Raw genomic sequence first — 18948 nt, forward strand, 5'->3', positions numbered from 1 at the left:
ATGAGCGAAGAAAACACGTACGACTCGACCAGCATTAAAGTGCTGAAAGGTTTGGATGCCGTACGCAAACGTCCCGGTATGTACATTGGCGACACTGATGACGGTAGCGGTCTGCACCACATGGTGTTCGAGGTGGTCGACAACTCCATCGACGAAGCTTTGGCCGGTCACTGCGACGACATCAGCATCATCATCCATCCGGACGAATCCATTACCGTGCGCGACAACGGTCGTGGCATCCCGGTAGATGTGCACAAAGAAGAAGGTGTGTCGGCAGCAGAAGTCATCATGACCGTGCTCCACGCCGGCGGTAAGTTCGACGATAACTCCTATAAAGTCTCCGGTGGTTTGCACGGTGTGGGTGTGTCGGTGGTGAACGCTTTGTCCGAAGAGCTGATCCTGACGGTTCGCCGCAGTGGCAAGATCTGGGAGCAGACCTACGTCCACGGTGTACCGCAGGAACCGATGAAAATCGTTGGCGACAGCGAAACCACCGGTACCCAGATCCACTTCAAGCCCTCGGCTGAAACTTTCAAGAACATCCACTTCAGCTGGGACATTCTGGCCAAGCGGATTCGTGAATTGTCCTTCCTCAACTCCGGTGTCGGCATCGTCCTCAAGGATGAGCGCAGCGGCAAGGAAGAGCTGTTCAAATACGAAGGCGGCTTGCGTGCGTTCGTTGAATACCTGAACACCAACAAGACTGCGGTCAACCAGGTGTTCCACTTCAACATCCAGCGTGAAGACGGCATCGGCGTGGAAATCGCCCTGCAATGGAACGACAGCTTCAACGAGAACCTGTTGTGCTTCACCAACAACATTCCACAGCGTGACGGTGGCACTCACTTGGTGGGTTTCCGTTCGGCGCTGACGCGTAACCTGAACACCTACATCGAAGCCGAAGGCCTGGCGAAGAAGCATAAAGTCGCCACCACCGGTGACGATGCCCGTGAAGGCCTGACCGCAATCATTTCGGTGAAAGTGCCGGACCCTAAGTTCAGCTCCCAGACCAAAGACAAGCTGGTGTCTTCCGAAGTGAAAACTGCGGTTGAACAGGAGATGGGTAAGTACTTCTCCGACTTCCTGCTGGAAAACCCGAACGAAGCCAAGTTGGTTGTCGGCAAGATGATCGACGCCGCACGTGCCCGTGAAGCGGCGCGTAAAGCCCGTGAGATGACCCGCCGTAAAGGTGCGCTGGATATTGCCGGCTTGCCAGGCAAACTGGCTGACTGCCAGGAGAAGGACCCTGCCCTTTCCGAACTGTACCTGGTGGAAGGTGACTCTGCTGGCGGTTCCGCCAAGCAGGGTCGTAACCGTCGCACCCAGGCCATCCTGCCGTTGAAGGGTAAGATCCTCAACGTCGAGAAGGCTCGTTTCGACAAGATGATTTCCTCCCAGGAAGTCGGCACCTTGATCACGGCACTGGGCTGCGGTATTGGCCGAGACGAGTACAACATCGACAAGCTGCGCTATCACAACATCATCATCATGACCGATGCTGACGTCGACGGTTCGCACATCCGTACCCTGCTGCTGACCTTCTTCTTCCGTCAGTTGCCGGAGCTGATCGAGCGTGGCTACATCTACATCGCCCAGCCGCCGTTGTACAAAGTGAAGAAAGGCAAGCAAGAGCAATACATCAAAGACGACGACGCCATGGAAGAGTACATGACGCAGTCGGCCCTGGAAGATGCCAGCCTGCACTTGAACGACGAAGCCCCGGGGATCTCCGGCGAGGCGCTGGAGCGTCTGGTTAACGACTTCCGTATGGTGATGAAGACGCTCAAGCGCCTGTCGCGCCTGTACCCACAGGAACTGACCGAGCACTTCATCTACCTGCCGTCCGTAAGCCTGGAGCAGTTGGGCGACCACGCACACATGCAGGAATGGCTGGCCCAGTACGAAGTACGCCTGCGTACTGTCGAAAAATCGGGCCTGGTGTACAAGGCCAGCCTGCGTGAAGACCGTGAGCGCAACGTGTGGTTGCCGGAGGTCGAATTGATCTCCCACGGTCTGTCGAACTACGTCACCTTCAACCGCGACTTCTTCGGCAGCAATGACTACAAGACCGTTGTGACCCTCGGCGCGCAACTGAGCACCCTGCTGGACGATGGTGCTTATATTCAGCGTGGCGAGCGTAAGAAAGCGGTCAAGGAGTTCAAGGAAGCCCTGGACTGGTTGATGGCGGAAAGCACCAAGCGCCACACGATCCAGCGATACAAAGGTCTGGGCGAAATGAACCCGGATCAACTGTGGGAAACCACCATGGACCCAGCCCAGCGCCGTATGCTGCGCGTAACCATCGAGGACGCCATTGGCGCAGACCAGATCTTCAACACCCTGATGGGTGATGCGGTCGAACCTCGCCGTGACTTCATCGAGAGCAATGCCCTGGCAGTGTCTAACCTGGATTTCTGATCCAGGCACGACGCGCAAAATAAAAAGGCCAACGCATAGCGTTGGCCTTTTTTATTGCGTGGAAATTATCTTCTGCAAAATGCTCCACGTGGAACATCGTGTTTTTATCCATGAGAAGAAGCCGCCGCCACGCTCTCCAATCGATACCCATACCCATAGATCGTCAGCAATTGCCAGCCCCTGTCAGCGGTAAGCCCGAGCTTGTTGCGTAGCCGATAGATATGCGTATCCAGTGGCCGGGAGGACACCATTTCTTCATGGGTCCAGAACCGCTCATAAAGGTACTCGCGCGACAGCGGCCGAGCCAAGTTGGCGAACAAGCAGCTCGCCAGGCGGTATTCGCGCTCGGTAAGGTTGATCGGTTTGCCTGCGCGCGTAACGGTCAACTCTGCGTCGTCGAAGGTCAGGTCGTTGAAACTCTGCACTTCAGGGGTTGCCGATCTCTGCAGGCCATGCCGACGTAGAACGGCTGTCACTCGTGCCTTCAGTTCGTTAGGCCGAAAGGGTTTACTGACGTAATCGTCGGCGCCACTGTTCAATGCGCTGACGATATCGCTTTCGGCATCACGGCTGGTGAGCATGATGACTGCAGGTGGCGACTCCATGTGTTCACGGGTCCAGCGCAGTAAGGCAATACCGGTGATGTCGGGCAGTTGCCAGTCGAGTATCAGCAGGTCGAAGGTCTCCCGACGCAACTGGCGCAGCAGGTCTTCGCCGCGTTCGAAGCAATGCAGTGTCCAGGGTTGCTCGGCGATGCTGGGGATTTGTCGCAGTGTCTGTTCCACCCGTCGCAATTCAGCGGGTTCGTCATCCAGTATTGCGACACGCATGGGTGGGTCCTTTCTTCTTGAAGAGTACGGCAGTCGTATTGAGGGGCACGTACTGCGCAGATGCCGGTCAATGAATCTGAAGAATTGTGCTCAGGTTCGTCGACCCCTTGGATCTCTCGGTACGCTGGGATCAACAAGCGAATAAGCCATTGAAAGTCCTCCATACCGATGTGGGAAAGATACCGGCTCCAGGCGTTAAGGAAAAGGATCAGCCGACGCGTGCGCTGTCGTAAACTCCTGTGCCCCGATAGTGGATGCCCTTTGGAATCCCCGCCGTTATGAACATCCAGCAGGAAATTTTTTCCACTGCGTCGAAAATGAGCTTCACTGGGCTCAACGCGTCGTTCTATCACGTACGTGTGTCGGCTTACGCCGTGCAACGCCTGAGGAGGAATCGGGGGTCTATGTCATCTTCTATCGCACGCCAACAACTCAGGCGCGTTGATCCATGATGCTCTGGGGAAAGGCCGAAAAGCGCCAACCCACCCATGCTCAGCGCCTGTTCCACGGTCTGGTACGTGAGTGGTTATGGATCGGTTTGCTGCTGTTGCCAATCACTGCCTACCTCTCGATGAGTCCTGGCCTGGCCTTGAACAACCCGCTATACGACAGCCTTCGTCGTCTGGCACCGCTGCCGGTGGACCCGCGTATCCTGCTGGTAACAATCGATGACCCTAGCCTGAAGAAACTCGGCCAGTGGCCCTGGCCGCGCAGTGTGCACGCCGACCTGATCGATCGCCTGAGCGCGGCGCAACCGGCCGGTATCCTGTTTGATGTGGTCTTCAGCGAGCCCGGTAACCCGGTCAATGACAAGCGCCTGGCCGACGCGGTGTGCAACGCCGGCAACGTATTGTTGCCCTTGGCTCGTGACGATTCCGCCAGCTATAGCCAGCCTGGGGCACAAATGTTGTCACTGCTCAAATGTGCCAAGGGTGTCGGGCATATAAATGTGGAGGCGGATAGCGATGGCGTGGTCCGAAGGCTGTATATGCGCGAGGGACCAGCCGACGCCACGGCGCTTCAGTTAGCGTGGCTGGCTTTCGTGATGAGCGGGCAATCGGCCGAGATGCCCGGGGAACCTCTGCCATCGATCACCCAGGATTGGCACCGGGAGCATGCCGTCCGTATCCCGTTTATTGCTGCCGACACCCACTTCCCGAGCGTGTCTTATGCCAGCGTATTACACGGTGAGGTCCCTCCCGAGCGGTTACGGGGCCGTCTGATTCTGGTGGGGGCGACAGCGTCGGGCATGGGCGATCGCTTTGTCACCCCGCTCTCGCCTATGGCCGGTACGACTGCGGGTGTGGAGATCCAGGCCAATGTACTCAATGGCTTGCTGCAAGGTCGAAGTATCGTCGACATGCCCGGTTGGCTGGCCGCACTGATGGCAACGTCCCTGGTGGCGGTGCTGTTGGGCCTGCTGCTCTACCGCCCACGCTATGCGCTGTGGATGACCCTGGGGTGCATGTGCATGGCCTTGCTCGGTTCAGCGGCCTTGTTACGCCTGGGCTACTGGTGGTCGCCCGCGGCCTGTTGGATCGGTTTGCTGCTCAGCTACCTGATCTGGAACTGGCGGCGTCTCAGCGTGATCCTGGCCTACTTTGGCTGGGAATTGGCGCGCCTGGATAACGAACCCAAAGTCTTGCCCGAACGCCGTCGTGCACCCGCCAGCAAAGGTGATGTATTACAGGGCCGTATCTTTGCCTTGGAGCAAGCCGTCAGTCGTACGCGGGACACCCGACGGTTTATGGCCGATGGGTTGGAATGCCTGCCGGTGGCGACACTGATCACAGACACCCAGGGTAATGTCCTGTTGGCCAACCGCATCGCCCGGGAAGTGTTCGGCAATGACTTGATCAACCATAACCTTCTGGAGCAACTGGCCGACCTGGGTTATCCACCGCTGCACAATGGCGTACGCCCCACCCTCTCGACACTGGAACTCGTTGAGTTTCGTGATATCCATCAACGCAGCCTGCGCATGGAACTTGCCCCCTTGCTGCCGGCCGAAGGGGATGTCGCGCTGGGATGGCTGTTGAGCCTTACTGATCTGAGCAAGGAACGCGAGGCCCAGCAGCATCGGGAAACCATGCTGCGTTTCCTCTCCCACGACTTGCGCGCCCCCCACTCGGCGATCCTCGCCCTGTTGGATGTGCACGGCAGTGAGTCGCCGATATTCGCCCAGATAGAGCAACAAGTACGCCGCGCCTTGAGCCTGACCGAATCATTTGTGCAACTGGCGCGGGCTGAGGCCGATGGCTACCAGTTCGAGCCTACGCTGTTCGCCATGTTGGTAATGGATGCCTTTGATCAAGTGGCCGTGATCGCCCAGCTCAAGGGGATTCACCTGGTCCACGATCTGGACGAGGCCGACGAAGGGATGGTGTCAGCCGATCAATCGCTGCTCACCCGCGCATTGTTCAATGTGCTGGAGAACGCGATCAAATACTCCCCGTCCGGTACCACTGTCCGGCTGCGACACAGCAGCGCGCAAGGCTGGTTGGAATGCCGCATCAGCGACCAGGGCCCAGGGATAGCCGCCGAGGATTTGCCTGAACTGTTCAGCCAGTACAAGCGCTTTGACTCGGCCCAAGGCAGCGAAGGGCTGGGGTTGGGACTGAGCATGGTCAAGGCGGTGGTGGAGCGTCATGGGGGCCGTATCGAGTGTGAAAGCGCCGTGGGCAAAGGCACCACTTTCAGTCTGCAGCTGCCCTTGCTGGACGACGGCTAAAACGTACCTTTGCGCTGTGCATAAAAAACCGGTCTCAAGGACCGGTTTTTTAATGCGGGAAAAACTTATGCACGTTTTTTGCGATTTTATTGGATTTAGAAATATCTAAGTAAATCAACTTATTAGGATCAAAAAAAGCCAATTCGCCAACAAAGCGTACACAGGTTATCCACAGATGCTCATACCACCGGCGTCTCCACCACAATCGGCTCCGGCGGTAGGGAACCCATGGCCCGCTGCTGCGCTTCATTCCATGCCTGGGCACGGTCATTCAGCGCGGCAATGGCGCGTGGGCCTTCCCCTTCTGCGTACATTGGCTCGCCTATCACCACAGTGATGGTGCCTGCGCGTTTTGCCCAGCCCGCCTTCGGCCAGAACTTGCCGGCGTTATGCGCAATCGGCAGCACTGGCAGGTTGGCGTTGACTGCCAATGCGGTACCGCCGCGAGAGAACTTGCCGACTGTCCCAAAGGGTACCCGCGTACCTTCCGGGAAGATCAGCACCCACACGCCATCCTTGAGCAGTTCATCGCCCTTCTTGGCGACGTGCTTGAGCGCCGCCTTGGGGTTGTCACGGTCGATGGCGATCGGGCGCAACATGGCCATGGCCCAGCCGAAGAACGGCACGTACAGCAGCTCGCGCTTGAGCACCTGGCTCAACGGCGAGAAGTAAGCCGAGAGGAAGAAGGTCTCCCAGGTGCTCTGGTGGTTCGACAGAATCACGCACGGCTGGTCCGGTACGTTTTCAGCGCCCTGGATCTCGAAGCGAATGTTCAGGAACACCTTGGTCAGCCACAACGCGCAGCGGCACCAATAGACGTTGATAAAGCGATAGCGCGCCTTGAACGGCAGGAACGGCGCAATAAAAAAGCTCAGGGTGCACCAGAGAAACGAACTGGTGCCCAGCAGCAGGTAAAAGAAAAAGGTTCTGATGGCCTGCAAAATCGACATGGCGGCATTTACCGTTGCGGGACATGGCCCGCCTGTTAAAAGCGCACTCCCGAACAGTCCTTGGCCAGGAAGTCGAGGGCGGCTAGTTGTTGATAAGTTCTGCGGCAACCGCCGCCAGATCGTCAAAAATCAAGGTGCCTACCGGCAGGTTTTTCGCCTGGGTCTTTTCGCCTTTCCCGGTCTTTACCAAAACTGGCTGAGAGTCGACGGCTTTGGCCGCCTCCAGGTCACCGAGGCTGTCCCCGACGAACCATATCCCAGCCAAGGGCACCTTGTAATGTTCTGCAATGGTTTTCAACATGCCAGGCTTGGGTTTGCGGCAATCGCAGCCCTCATCCGGCCCGTGAGGGCAATACACCACCAGCCCCACCTCACCGCCCTGCTCCGCCACCAGCGTGCGCAAGCGCGCGTGCATGGCGTCCAGGGTGGCGATGTCATAATAGCCGCGGGCGATGCCGGACTGGTTGGTGGCGATGGCCACCGTCCAGCCGGCTTTGCTCAACTGCGCGATGGCCTCGATCGAACCGGGCAGTGGAATCCATTCCGCCACCGACTTGATGTAAGCGTCGGAGTCGTAATTGATCACCCCGTCCCGATCGAGAATCAGCAGTTTCAACATGGTCAGCTCAGCGTCGAAATGTCAGCGATGTTGACGAACAGGCCACGCAGGCGCGCCAGCATGGCGTAGCGGTTTTTCCGCACGCCGGCATCTTCGGCATTGATCATCACCGCTTCGAAGAACGCATCCACCGGCTCACGCAAGGTCGCCAGGCGTGCCAGGGCTTCGGCGTAATTGCGTTCGGCGATCAGCGGCTTCACCGCGTTCTCTGCCTTGGCAATGGCAGAATTCAGCGAGAACTCCTTGGCATCGGCAAACAAGCCTGGGTCGACATCGGCGTTGCCCAGGCCTTCGGCCTTGCTCAGCAGGTTCGACACACGCTTGTTCACAGCGGCCAGGGCGTCGGCTTCCGGCAGCTTACGGAACGCCTGTACGGCTTGTACGCGCTGATCGAAGTCCAGTGCCGAACCCGGTTGCAAGGCACGTACCGACAGGTAGACGGAAACGTCCACGCCTTCGTCTTCATAACGCGCACGCAGGCGGTCGAACACGAACTCCAGCACTTGCTCGGCCAGGCCGGCTTGCTTGACCTTGCCACCGAACTGGCCGACCGCAAACACCACGGCCTGGGTCAGGTCGAGGTCGAGCTTCTTGTCGATCAGGATACGCAGCACGCCCAGGGCCGCACGACGCAGGGCATACGGGTCTTTGCTACCGGTAGGCAGCATGCCGATACCGAAGATACCGACGAGGGTATCCAGCTTGTCGGCGATGGCCACGGCCGCACCGGTCAGGGTGGTCGGCAGCTCGGCGCCGGCGCCACGCGGCATGTACTGCTCGTTCAGCGCCAGCGCGACATCGTCCGCCTCGCCATCGTTGAGGGCGTAGTAGTAACCGGCAACGCCCTGCATCTCCGGGAACTCGCCGACCATCTCAGTGGCCAGGTCGCACTTGGACAGCAAGCCTGCGCGCGCAGCCCAGGCGGCATCACCGCCGATGCGTGGGGCAATGTAGGCCGCCAGCTTGGAAACGCGCACGGCCTTGTCGTAGACGCTGCCGAGTTTTTCCTGGAACACCACGTTCTGCAGGCGCAGGTTGAAGTCTTCGAGTTTCTGCTTCTTGTCTTGCTTGAAGAAGAACTCGGCGTCAGTCAGGCGCGGACGCACGACCTTCTCGTTACCGGCGATGATCTGCTGCGGGTCCTTGCTTTCGATGTTGGCCACGGTGATAAAGCGCGGCAGCAACTTGCCGTCCACGTCCAGCAGGCAGAAATACTTCTGGTTGTCCTGCATGGTGGTGATCAGCGCTTCCTGCGGCACATCGAGGAAACGTTCTTCGAACGAGCACACCAGCGGAACCGGCCATTCAACCAGCGCGGTCACTTCGTCGAGCAGGCTTGGCGGCACGATGGCGGTGCCTTCCTGCAGGCGGGCGAGTTCTTCGGTGCGCTTGCTGATCAGCTCGCGACGCTCGTTGGCATCGGCCAGCACGTAGGCAGCACGCAGATCGGCGGCATAGTTAGCCGGCGAAGTGATGCGCACCGCTTGTGGATGGTGGAAGCGATGGCCACGGGAATCACGGCCAGCTTTCTGGGCGAGGAGGGTGCAATCGATGACCTGGTCACCGAGCAGCATCACCAGCCACTGGGTCGGGCGCACGAACTCTTCCTTGCGCGCGCCCCAGCGCATGCGCTTGGGAATCGGCAGGTCGTTCAGGGAGTCTTCGACGATGGTCGGCAACAGGCTGGCGGTGGGCTTGCCTGTGATGACCTGGCTGAAACGCAGTTTCGGGCCGCTCTGGTCGATCTCGCTCAGCTCGACGCCACACTTCTTGGCGAAGCCCAGTGCGGCTTGGGTCGGGTTGCCTTCGGCGTCGAAAGCCGCCTGGCGTGGCGGGCCGTCGAGGTTGATGCTGCGGTCCGGCTGCTGGGTTTCCAGCGCGGTCAGCAACACGGCCAGGCGGCGCGGTGCGGCGTAGACTTTTTTCGCTTCAAATTTCAGGCCGGCGCTCTGCAGGCCTTTTTCGATACCGGCCAGGAACGCATCGGCCAGGGTATTGAGTGCCTTGGGTGGCAGCTCTTCGGTGCCCAGTTCAACCAGGAAATCTTGAGCACTCATTGTGCAGCCTCCAGCTTAGCCAACACTTCATCACGCAGGTCCGGGGTGGCCATCGGGAAGCCCAGCTTGGCGCGAGCCAGCAGGTAGGCTTGGGCGACGGAACGCGCCAGGGTGCGTACACGCAGGATGTATTGCTGGCGCGCGGTTACCGAGATGGCACGACGGGCGTCCAGCAGGTTGAAGGTATGGGATGCCTTCAACACCATTTCATAGCTCGGCAACGGCAGCGGCTGGTCGAGTTCGATCAGGCGCTTGGCTTCGCTTTCATAGAAGTCGAACAGTTCGAACAGCTTGTCGACATTGGCGTGTTCGAAGTTGTAGGTCGATTGCTCCACTTCGTTCTGGTGGAACACGTCGCCATAGGTCACTTTGCCGAACGGGCCGTCAGCCCACACCAGGTCGTAGACCGAATCCACGCCCTGCAGGTACATGGCCAGGCGCTCGAGGCCGTAGGTGATCTCGCCGGTCACCGGGTAGCACTCGATGCCACCGGCCTGCTGGAAGTAGGTGAACTGGGTGACTTCCATGCCATTGAGCCAGACTTCCCAGCCCAGGCCCCAGGCGCCGAGGGTGGGCGACTCCCAGTTGTCTTCGACGAAACGGATGTCGTGCACCAGCGGGTCGAGGCCCACGTGCTTGAGCGAGCCCAGGTACAGTTCCTGGAAGTTGTCCGGGTTCGGCTTCAGGACTACCTGGAACTGATAGTAGTGCTGCAGGCGGTTCGGGTTTTCGCCGTAGCGGCCGTCAGTCGGGCGACGACTGGGCTGCACATAAGCGGCGTTCCAGGTTTCCGGGCCGATGGCCCGCAGGAATGTAGCGGTGTGGAAAGTGCCGGCGCCTACTTCCATATCGTAGGGCTGAAGTACCACACAACCTTGCTCGGCCCAGTATTGCTGGAGGGCGAGGATCAAGTCTTGGAAGGTACGCACGGCTGGCGTAGGCTGGCTCACGAAATTCACCTGTTACTTGGGCTGCGATTTAAAGAGCGGGAGTATACCCGATTCGGCCGCGCCACCATCCCCTGGAGCCTTATGCCACGCTGCTTTTGGTGTTCTGAAGATCCGCTGTACATGGCTTATCACGATCAGGAGTGGGGAACGCCGCTGCGCGATGCGCAGGGTTTGTTCGAGTTGCTTTTGCTCGAAGGGTTCCAGGCGGGCCTGTCCTGGATCACCGTTTTACGCAAACGCGAGCATTATCGAAAGGTCTTGTTTGGTTTTGATGCCCGGCGTCTGGCACAGCTGACCGATGCCGAGATCGAAGCGCTGATGCTTGACCCAGGCATTGTGCGTAACCGCCTCAAGCTCAACGCCACCCGGCGCAACGCCGCAGCCTGGCTGGCGCTTGAAGATCCGGTGGGGTGGCTCTGGTCGTTTGTCGGCGGCGCGCCCAAGGTCAACCATTTCAAGGACCGCAGCGAAGTGCCGGCGATTACGCCGGAGGCTGAAGCCATGAGCAAAGCGCTCAAGAAAGCCGGCTTCACCTTTGTCGGCCCGACCATCTGTTACGCGTTCATGCAGGCCTCGGGCATGGTCATGGACCACACCCAGGACTGCGACCGTTACGCGGACTTGGCCAACGCCGGTTAGAATGGCGGCTTTGCGCACCACACACGATCAGGAGTGACCTGTGGAAAAGTTTAAAGGCGCCTTGCTGGTAGGCGCTCTTCGGTTGTTTGCCCTATTGCCCTGGCGCGCGGTTCAAGCGGTCGGCACGGCCATCGGCTGGATCATGTGGAAAACCCCCAACCGCTCCCGTGACACGGTGCGGATCAACCTCTCTAAATGCTTCCCGGACATGGACCCCGCCGCGCGCGAGCGCCTGGTTGGCCAGAGCCTGAAGGACATCGGCAAGTCCCTGACCGAAAGCGCCTGCGCCTGGATCTGGCCGGCCCAGCGCTCCATCGACCTGGTGCGTGAAGTCGAAGGCCTGGAAGTGCTGCACGACGCCCTGGCCTCGGGCAAAGGCGTGGTCGGTATCACCAGCCACCTGGGCAATTGGGAGGTGTTGAACCACTTCTATTGCAGCCAGTGCAAACCGATCATTTTTTACCGTCCGCCCAAGCTCAAGGCAGTGGACGAGTTGCTGCGCAAGCAGCGCGTACAACTGGGTAACCGCGTGGCGGCGTCCACCAAGGAAGGCATCCTCAGTGTGATCAAGGAAGTGCGCAAGGGCGGCCAGGTGGGTATTCCGGCCGACCCGGAGCCGGCCGAGTCCGCAGGGATCTTCGTGCCGTTCTTCGCCACCCAGGCGCTCACCAGCAAGTTCGTGCCGAACATGCTCGCCGGCCACAAGGCCGTGGGGGTGTTCCTGCATGCGCTGCGGCTGCCGGACGGTTCGGGCTACAAAGTGATCCTGGAAGCGGCGCCGGAAGACATGTACAGCACCGACACCGCCACGTCCTGCGCGGCGATGAGCAAAGTGGTGGAGCGCTATGTCGGCGCTTACCCGAGCCAGTACATGTGGAGCATGAAGCGCTTCAAGAAACGCCCGCCGGGTGAAGAACGGTGGTACTGACCCACTGCTGACCAAATGTGGGAGGGAGCTTGCCCCTCCCACATTTTTGATCTGCTCAGGCCTGGCGCTCGAGTTTCTTCAGGAACACCGTCATCTCTTTCTCGGCCTGCTTGTCGCCATGGGCCTGGGCCGCTTCGATGCCCTTCTCCCACGCCTGTCGCGCCGCGGCGTTATCACCCTGCCCCAGCTGCGCCTTGCCCAACAACTTCCACGCCGCCGAATACTTCGGATCGAACTCGACGCATTTGTGCAAATGCTCCGCCGCCTTGGCATTGTCCTTCAGGTCCAGATAACCCTTGCCCAGCCCAAAGCGCAGTAGGGAATTATCCACACCCTTGGCGAGCATTTTTTCCAGGGATTCGAGCATGTCGGTCACTCCGGTTGATCAGAAAAAGCTCAATCCCACGTGGAACAGCTTCTCCACATCGCGGATATGTTTTTTATCCACCAGGAACAGGATCACGTGGTCACCCGTGGCGATCACCGTGTCGTCGTGGGCGATGATCACTTCCTCATCACGAATGATTGCGCCAATGGTGGTGCCCGGCGGCAGGCCTATATCGCGGATGGCCTTGCCGATCACTTTGCTCGACTTCGAATCACCGTGGGCAATCGCTTCGATGGCCTCCGCCGCGCCCCGGCGCAGGGAGTGCACGCTGACGATATCGCCACGGCGCACGTGGGCAAGCAAGGTGCCGATGGTGGCCAACTGCGGGCTGATCGCGATGTCGATGTCGCCGCCTTGGATCAGGTCGACGTAGGCCGGGTTGTTGATGATGGTCATCACCTTCTTGGCCCCCAGCCGCTTGGCCAGCAAGGACGACATGATGTTGGCTTCGTCATCGTTGGTCAGGGCCAGGAAAATATCCGCGTCGGCGATGTTTTCTTCCATCAGCAGGTCGCGGTCCGAGGCACTGCCTTGCAGTACGACCGTGCTGTCCAAGGTGTCGGACAAATGCCGGCAGCGTGCCGGGCTCATCTCGATGATCTTCACCTGGTAGCGACTCTCGATCGCTTCGGCCAGGCGCTCGCCGATCTGCCCGCCGCCGGCGATGACGATGCGTTTGTAGCTCTCATCGAGCCGGCGCATCTCACTCATGACGGCACGAATATTCGCTTTGGCAGCAATGAAGAATACTTCGTCATCGGCCTCGATCACCGTATCGCCCTGGGGCAGGATCGGCCGGTCACGTCGGAAAATCGCGGCTACGCGGGTTTCCACATTCGGCATGTGTTCACGCAGTTGACGCAACTGCTGACCCACCAGCGGCCCACCGTAGTAGGCCTTCACCGCCACCAATTGCGCCTTGCCGCCGGCGAAGTCGATCACCTGCAAGGCGCCGGGGATTTCGATCAGGCGCTTGATGTAGTGGGTGACGACCTGTTCCGGGCTGATCAGCACGTCCACGGGGATAGCGTCGTTATCAAACAGACCGGCGCGGGTCAGATAGGCGGCTTCACGCACCCGGGCGATCTTGGTCGGGGTGTGGAACAGGGTGTGGGCGACCTGGCAGGCGACCATATTGGTCTCGTCGCTGTTGGTGACCGCGACCAGCATGTCGGCGTCGTCGGCACCCGCCTGACGCAGCACGGTGGGAAACGAAGCCCGGCCTTGTACGGTGCGGATATCCAGGCGGTCGCCCAGGTTGCGCAGGCGCTCGGCATCGGTGTCGACCACGGTGATGTCATTGGCTTCACTGGCCAAATGTTCGGCCAGTGTGCCGCCAACCTGCCCTGCTCCAAGGATGATGATTTTCATCCGGTCACTCCCTTAAACCCGTTCAGCCGCGCGCGGCGGCGATCTTGATCAGTTTGGCGTAGTAGAAACCATCATGCCCGCCTTCCTGCGCGAGTAACTGGCGGCCATGGGGCTGCTTGATACCGGCGGCCGTGGCGAGGTCCAGTTCCCGCGCGCCGCTGGTGCGGGCGAGAAAGGCTTCGATCACCTCGGTGTTTTCGGTGGGTAAGGTGGAGCAGGTCGCGTAGAGCAGGATGCCGCCGACTTCGAGGGTCGGCCACAGTGCGTCGAGCAGTTCGCCTTGCAGCACCGCCAGGGCGGCGATGTCGTCGGGTTGGCGGGTGAGCTTGATGTCCGGGTGACGGCGGATCACACCGGTGGCGGAACACGGCGCGTCGAGCAGGATGCGTTGGAACGGTTTGCCGTCCCACCAGGTGGCGGTGTCGCGGCCGTCGGCGGCGATCAGTTCGGCGCTGAGGCCCAGGCGCGCGAGGTTTTCCCGCACACGCACCAGGCGCTTGGCTTCCAGATCGACCGCCACTACACCGGCCAGGTCCTTTTCAACTTCGAGGATGTGACAGGTCTTACCGCCTGGAGCACAGCAGGCGTCCAGTACACGCTGACCGGGAGCCAGGTCGAGCAGGTCGGCGGCCAGTTGCGCGGCCTCGTCCTGCACACTGATCCAGCCTTCGGCGAAGCCCGGCAGGCTGCGCACGTCGGTGGCCGCTTCCAGCACGATGCCGTCGCTGCTGTACACGCATGGCGTGGCGTTGATCCCTGCGTTCGTCAGCAAGTGCAGGTACGCATCACGGCGGTGATGGCGGCGATTGACCCGCAGGATCATCGGCGGGTGCGCGTTGTTGGCCGCGCAAATGGCTTCCCATTGCTCGGGCCAGAAGGCCTTCAGGGATTTTTGCAGCCAGCGCGGGTGAGCGGTGCGCACCACCGGGTCATGTTCCAACTCGACCAGCAGCGCTTCGCTTTCGCGCTGGGCGCGGCGCAGTACCGCGTTGAGCAACGCCTTGGCCCAGGGCTTTTTCAGCTTGTCGGCGCAACCGACGGTTTCACCGATGGCGGCGTGGGCCGGCACGCGGGTGTAGAGCAACTGATAGAGACCGACCAGCAGCAGCGCCTCGACATCAGCATCGGCCGCCTTGAACGGTTTTTGCAGCAGCTTGGCTGCCAGCGCCGACAACCGTGGTTGCCAGCGGGCGGTGCCGAAGGCCAGGTCCTGGGTGAAACCGCGATCGCGGTCTTCAACCTTGTCCAACTGCGTGGGCAGTGAACTGTTCAGCGAAGCCTTGCCGTTGAGTACGGCGGCCAGGGCCTTGGCGGCGGCCAGACGCGGGTTCATTGGGCTGCCACCCCGAGGATCGTGCCCAGGGAAAATTTCTCACGGCGACTGTTGTACAAATCGCTGAAATTAAGCGCCTTGCCACCTGGCAATTGCAGACGGGTCAGGCACAGCGTCTGTTCGCCGCAAGCGACCAGCAGCCCCTCCTTACTGGCACCGATGATTTCACCGGGTGTGCCTTTGCCGTCGGCCAAGGTCGCGGCCAACACTTTCAAGGCTTCTCCATTGAGTGTGCTGTGGCAGATCGGCCACGGGTTGAAGGCACGCACCAGGCGTTCCAGCTCCACAGCCGGGCGGCTCCAGTCGATGCGGGCTTCGTCCTTGTTCAGCTTGTGGGCGTAGGTGGCCAGGCTGTCGTCCTGCACCTCACCTTGCAGGGTGCCAGCGGCGAGACCGGCAATGGCCTGGATCACGGCGGGCGGGCCCATCTCGGCGAGGCGGTCGTGCAGGCTGCCACCGGTGTCTTGGGCCGTGATCGGGGTAGTGACCTTGAGCAGCATCGGGCCGGTGTCCAAACCCGCCTCCATGCGCATCACGGTCACGCCGCTTTCGCTGTCGCCGGCCTCCACGGCACGTTGGATCGGCGCCGCACCGCGCCAGCGTGGCAGCAGTGAGGCGTGGCTGTTGATACAGCCCAGGCGTGGAATATCCAGCACGACCTGGGGCAGGATCAAACCGTAGGCCACCACCACCAGCAAGTCCGGTTGCAGCGCCGCCAGTTCAGCCTGGGCCTCGGCGTTGCGCAGGGTCGGCGGTTGCAGCACGGGGATGTTGTGCTCAAGCGCCAACTGCTTGACCGGGCTCGGCATCAGTTTTTGCCCGCGACCGGCCGGGCGATCCGGCTGGGTGTACACCGCGACGATGTCATAAGGGCTGGCAAGCAGGGCCTTGAGGTGTTCGGCGGCAAATTCAGGCGTGCCGGCAAAAACAATGCGCAATGGCTCGGTCATGGGAGGTCTCGGTTAAAAGCAGTCACAAAAGAAAAAGGCTTGCCGCAGCAAGCCTTTGGAAGGAGGGCATCAAGCTTGCTGGCGATGCTTTTTTTCCAGCTTCTTCTTGATCCGGTCGCGTTTGAGCGTGGACAGGTAATCGACAAACAGCTTGCCGTTGAGGTGGTCGCATTCGTGCTGGATGCACACGGCCAGCAGGCCTTCGGCAATCAGTTCGAACGGTTTGCCGTCGCGGTCGAGGGCCTTGATCTTCACGCGCAGCGGGCGCTCGACGTTCTCGTAGAACTCCGGTACCGAGAGGCAGCCTTCCTGGTATTCGCCCATCTCGTCGGTCAACGGTTCGAACTCGGGGTTGATGTACACCCGCGGTTCGCTGCGATCTTCCGACAAGTCCATGACCACGACACGCAGATGCACGTTGACCTGGGTGGCGGCGAGGCCGATACCAGGCGCTTCATACATTGTTTCAAACATGTCATCGACCAGCTGACGAACCTTGTCGTCCACTACGGCCACCGGCTTGGCGATTGTGCGCAGGCGCGAGTCGGGGAATTCGAGGATGTTCAAAATAGCCATAAGCGTAATTGCTGCACATGTGAGGTAAAGGCAAATCGGCGGTGGGAATGGACCCATACGGCCGGTGTGAAACGCCCGAAAGCCGCGAAGGCTGTGGCATTTCACGCGAACGCACATAATAAAGGAGATTCACCCCATGAGGAAATCGCTACTCGTCTTGCTGCTATGGGCCCCGTTCGCCATGGCCCTGCTTCCAGAGCCCGGCCCGCGGCTGGATCAAGCGACGCAACAGGCCATTCACTATTTCTTGTTACACAATCCCATTCTTAATACTACGACGTCCCAAGGGCTTTACCCCCCATTTCGAGACTGCCCCTCGACCGCAATAAATAGCCTGCTAAATAAGTTACCAACAGAGTTATCCACAGCTTGTTCCGGTCAAGGATGATCAGATGCTTTCGACAAACTGCAATGAAATTTCCCCTTCAGAACTGGAAGCCCGCCTACGCCTGCACAGGCTGCCGGAGGTAGGCCCGAAGCGTTTTCGGTTGTTGATCGAAGCGTTCGGCAGCGCTTCAAAGGCCATCGGTGCCCCGGCCAGCGCGTGGCGCTCCTTGGGGTTGTCACCCATCAGCGCCGATGCCCGCCGTAGCCATGAGATCCGCGACGGCGCCAGTGAGGCGTTGGCCTGGTTGGAGCGTCCAGCCCAGCATTTGCTGATGTGGGACCAACCTGAGTACCCGGCACTGCTCGCCCAGATAGATGATGCCCCGCCGCTTTTATTTGTCGCCGGCGACCCCGGGATCCTGGAAAAACCGCAACTGGCGATGGTCGGCAGCCGCCGTGCATCCCGCCCCGGCATGGACACGGCTGCCGCATTTTCCCGCAGCCTGGCGAGCGCAGGTTTTGTCATCACCAGTGGCCTTGCACTGGGTATCGACGGTGCGGCCCATCAAGCCGCTTTGGATGTGGGGGGTCATACAATCGGCGTACTCGGCACGGGCCTGGAAAATCTTTATCCACAGCGCCATCGACGGCTTGCGGCGGCGATGATTGCCCAAGGCAGCGCCGTGGTTTCCGAGTTTCCGCTGGACGCCGCCCCCCAGGCCGGTAACTTCCCCCGGCGCAACCGCATCATCAGTGGCCTGTCCTTGGGCGTGCTGGTGGTGGAGGCCAGCATGGCCAGCGGCTCGCTGATCACCGCCAAGCTCGCGGCCGAGCAAGGGCGCGAGGTGTATGCAATCCCGGGCTCCATCCATCATCCGGGGGCCAAGGGGTGTCACCAGTTGATCCGAGATGGTGCGATGCTGGTGGAAACCATTGAACACATCCTCGAAGGTTTGCGTGGCTGGCAGGCATTGTCGCGCCCGGCGCCGATGCCTGTGATGCATCCGTTGGTGGCGCTGTTGCACGCGGCGCCCCATACCAGCGAAGCCCTCGCGCTGGCCAGTGGGCGGCCGTTGGCCCAGGTGTTGGCGACCCTCACGGAGTTGGAGCTTGAAGGCCTGGTGATCTGCGAAAGCGGGCGCTGGCTTGCGCGTGGCCAGCTTTTGTAGCGGCCAGTTTTTTGGAACTAGGTTTTGTAAAGAAGATCGGTAAACTGCCCAGAGCTTTAGTCCGGAGAGTAAACAATGGTCAACAGGTGGCGTGTGCTGGAAGCCGCACGAGAAATTCGCGCAGGCGCGGTGATTGCCTATCCAACCGAAGCGGTCTGGGGCCTGGGTTGCGATCCCTGGAACGAAGAGGCGGTGGATCGGCTGCTGGCGATCAAGAACCGTTCGGTGGACAAGGGCCTGATCCTGGTGGCAGACAATATTCGCCAGTTCGACTTTCTGTTCGAAGACTTCCCGGATACCTGGATCGAACGTATGGCCAGCACCTGGCCCGGACCGAATACGTGGCTGGTGCCGCATCAGGATTTGTTACCGGAATGGGTCACCGGTGTCCACGACACGGTGGCGCTGCGAGTGAGCGATCATCCGCTGGTACGGGACTTGTGCGCGCTGGTGGGGCCGTTGATCTCCACCTCAGCCAACCCCCAGGGCCGCCCGGCAGCGCGCACGCGGATTCGTGTGGAGCAGTACTTTCGCGGGCAGGTAGATCTGGTTTTGGGTGGTGCCCTGGGTGGGCGCAAGAACCCGAGCCTGATTCGCGATTTGGCAACGGGTGAGGTGGTGCGGCCTTCCTGAGACCGCGTCCCACCCATCGCGGGCAAGCGCCCTCTCACATTTGAACCGTGTCCGTCATGACAACACGGTCAAATGTGGG

General features: G+C 60.3%; 16 protein-coding genes and 1 pseudogene. 7 read left to right on the forward strand and 10 right to left on the reverse strand.

Annotated elements, in window-relative coordinates; translation table 11 throughout:
- Positions 1 to 2418 (forward strand): DNA topoisomerase (ATP-hydrolyzing) subunit B, encoded by a 2418-nt coding sequence (gene gyrB / locus AC07OT_RS10865; protein WP_495108054.1) that lies wholly within the window; start codon positions 1 to 3, stop codon positions 2416 to 2418.
- Positions 2419 to 2522: 104 nt separating this feature from the next.
- Here gyrB and AC07OT_RS10870 read toward each other — a convergent pair whose 3' ends face one another.
- Entirely contained in the window at positions 2523 to 3248 is a 726-nt protein-coding gene (locus tag AC07OT_RS10870) for a response regulator transcription factor (protein ID WP_495108055.1), read from the reverse strand.
- 448 nt (positions 3249 to 3696) lie between these two features.
- On the opposite strand from AC07OT_RS10870, the gene AC07OT_RS10875 reads away from it, so the two are divergent.
- On the forward strand, positions 3697 to 5979 hold the full coding sequence (locus AC07OT_RS10875; protein WP_495108056.1) for a CHASE2 domain-containing protein: 2283 nt from the start codon (positions 3697 to 3699) through the stop codon (positions 5977 to 5979).
- A 179-nt stretch (positions 5980 to 6158) separates the two neighbouring features.
- On the opposite strand, the gene AC07OT_RS10880 is transcribed toward AC07OT_RS10875, so the two are convergent.
- The 4 genes from AC07OT_RS10880 to glyQ form a co-directional block, all read right to left on the reverse strand.
- Positions 6159 to 6929: a lysophospholipid acyltransferase family protein gene (locus AC07OT_RS10880; protein WP_495108057.1), complete on the reverse strand. Its 771-nt coding sequence runs from the start codon at positions 6927 to 6929 to the stop codon at positions 6159 to 6161.
- A gap of 82 nt (positions 6930 to 7011) precedes the next feature.
- Positions 7012 to 7548: a D-glycero-beta-D-manno-heptose 1,7-bisphosphate 7-phosphatase gene (gmhB, locus tag AC07OT_RS10885; RefSeq protein ID WP_012721458.1), complete on the reverse strand. Its 537-nt coding sequence runs from the start codon at positions 7546 to 7548 to the stop codon at positions 7012 to 7014.
- A gap of 2 nt (positions 7549 to 7550) precedes the next feature.
- Complete coding sequence (gene glyS, locus AC07OT_RS10890) at positions 7551 to 9605, reverse strand: glycine--tRNA ligase subunit beta (RefSeq protein ID WP_495108058.1); 2055 nt, start codon at positions 9603 to 9605, stop codon at positions 7551 to 7553.
- Positions 9602 to 10555, reverse strand: a complete 954-nt coding sequence (gene glyQ, locus AC07OT_RS10895; RefSeq protein ID WP_003187265.1) for a glycine--tRNA ligase subunit alpha — start codon at positions 10553 to 10555, stop codon at positions 9602 to 9604. Before glyQ ends, glyS begins: the two co-directional genes overlap by 4 nt.
- A gap of 81 nt (positions 10556 to 10636) precedes the next feature.
- On the opposite strand from glyQ, the gene AC07OT_RS10900 reads away from it, so the two are divergent.
- Positions 10637 to 11194, forward strand: coding sequence for a DNA-3-methyladenine glycosylase I (locus AC07OT_RS10900; protein ID WP_065937903.1), 558 nt, complete (start codon positions 10637 to 10639; stop codon positions 11192 to 11194).
- A 40-nt stretch (positions 11195 to 11234) separates the two neighbouring features.
- Positions 11235 to 12122 (forward strand): lysophospholipid acyltransferase, encoded by an 888-nt coding sequence (locus AC07OT_RS10905; protein WP_092488127.1) that lies wholly within the window; start codon positions 11235 to 11237, stop codon positions 12120 to 12122.
- Between the two features lie 55 nt (positions 12123 to 12177).
- Here AC07OT_RS10905 and AC07OT_RS10910 read toward each other — a convergent pair whose 3' ends face one another.
- The 5 genes from AC07OT_RS10910 to def form a co-directional block, all read right to left on the reverse strand.
- Positions 12178 to 12489, reverse strand: coding sequence for a tetratricopeptide repeat protein (locus AC07OT_RS10910; protein ID WP_092488126.1), 312 nt, complete (start codon positions 12487 to 12489; stop codon positions 12178 to 12180).
- 18 nt (positions 12490 to 12507) lie between these two features.
- Positions 12508 to 13881: a Trk system potassium transporter TrkA gene (trkA, locus tag AC07OT_RS10915; protein ID WP_027608153.1), complete on the reverse strand. Its 1374-nt coding sequence runs from the start codon at positions 13879 to 13881 to the stop codon at positions 12508 to 12510.
- A gap of 22 nt (positions 13882 to 13903) precedes the next feature.
- On the reverse strand, positions 13904 to 15214 hold the full coding sequence (gene rsmB, locus AC07OT_RS10920) for a 16S rRNA (cytosine(967)-C(5))-methyltransferase RsmB (RefSeq protein ID WP_495108059.1): 1311 nt from the start codon (positions 15212 to 15214) through the stop codon (positions 13904 to 13906).
- The gene (gene fmt / locus AC07OT_RS10925) at positions 15211 to 16164 is read right to left on the reverse strand and encodes a methionyl-tRNA formyltransferase (RefSeq protein ID WP_495108060.1); all 954 of its coding nucleotides are present in this window, start codon (positions 16162 to 16164) and stop codon (positions 15211 to 15213) included. The genes rsmB and fmt overlap by 4 nt, the downstream gene beginning before the upstream one ends.
- A gap of 69 nt (positions 16165 to 16233) precedes the next feature.
- Positions 16234 to 16740 carry a peptide deformylase gene (def, locus tag AC07OT_RS10930; RefSeq protein ID WP_005783383.1) on the reverse strand — a complete coding sequence of 169 codons (507 nt, stop codon included), beginning with the start codon at positions 16738 to 16740 and terminating at the stop codon, positions 16234 to 16236.
- A gap of 136 nt (positions 16741 to 16876) precedes the next feature.
- Between def and AC07OT_RS10935 the strand changes: the two are divergent.
- From AC07OT_RS10935 to tsaC, 3 genes and pseudogenes are all read left to right on the forward strand, one after another.
- Positions 16877 to 17014 (forward strand): annotated as a pseudogene (locus AC07OT_RS10935) (peptidoglycan-binding protein); the annotation flags it as partial.
- A gap of 118 nt (positions 17015 to 17132) precedes the next feature.
- Positions 17133 to 18236, forward strand: a complete 1104-nt coding sequence (gene dprA / locus AC07OT_RS10940; protein WP_495108061.1) for a DNA-processing protein DprA — start codon at positions 17133 to 17135, stop codon at positions 18234 to 18236.
- A gap of 75 nt (positions 18237 to 18311) precedes the next feature.
- Positions 18312 to 18869 (forward strand): L-threonylcarbamoyladenylate synthase type 1 TsaC, encoded by a 558-nt coding sequence (gene tsaC, locus AC07OT_RS10945; protein ID WP_027608149.1) that lies wholly within the window; start codon positions 18312 to 18314, stop codon positions 18867 to 18869.
- The last annotated feature ends 79 nt before the right edge of the window (positions 18870 to 18948 follow it).

Source organism: Pseudomonas sp. GW821-FHT09C10, from assembly GCF_059418085.1.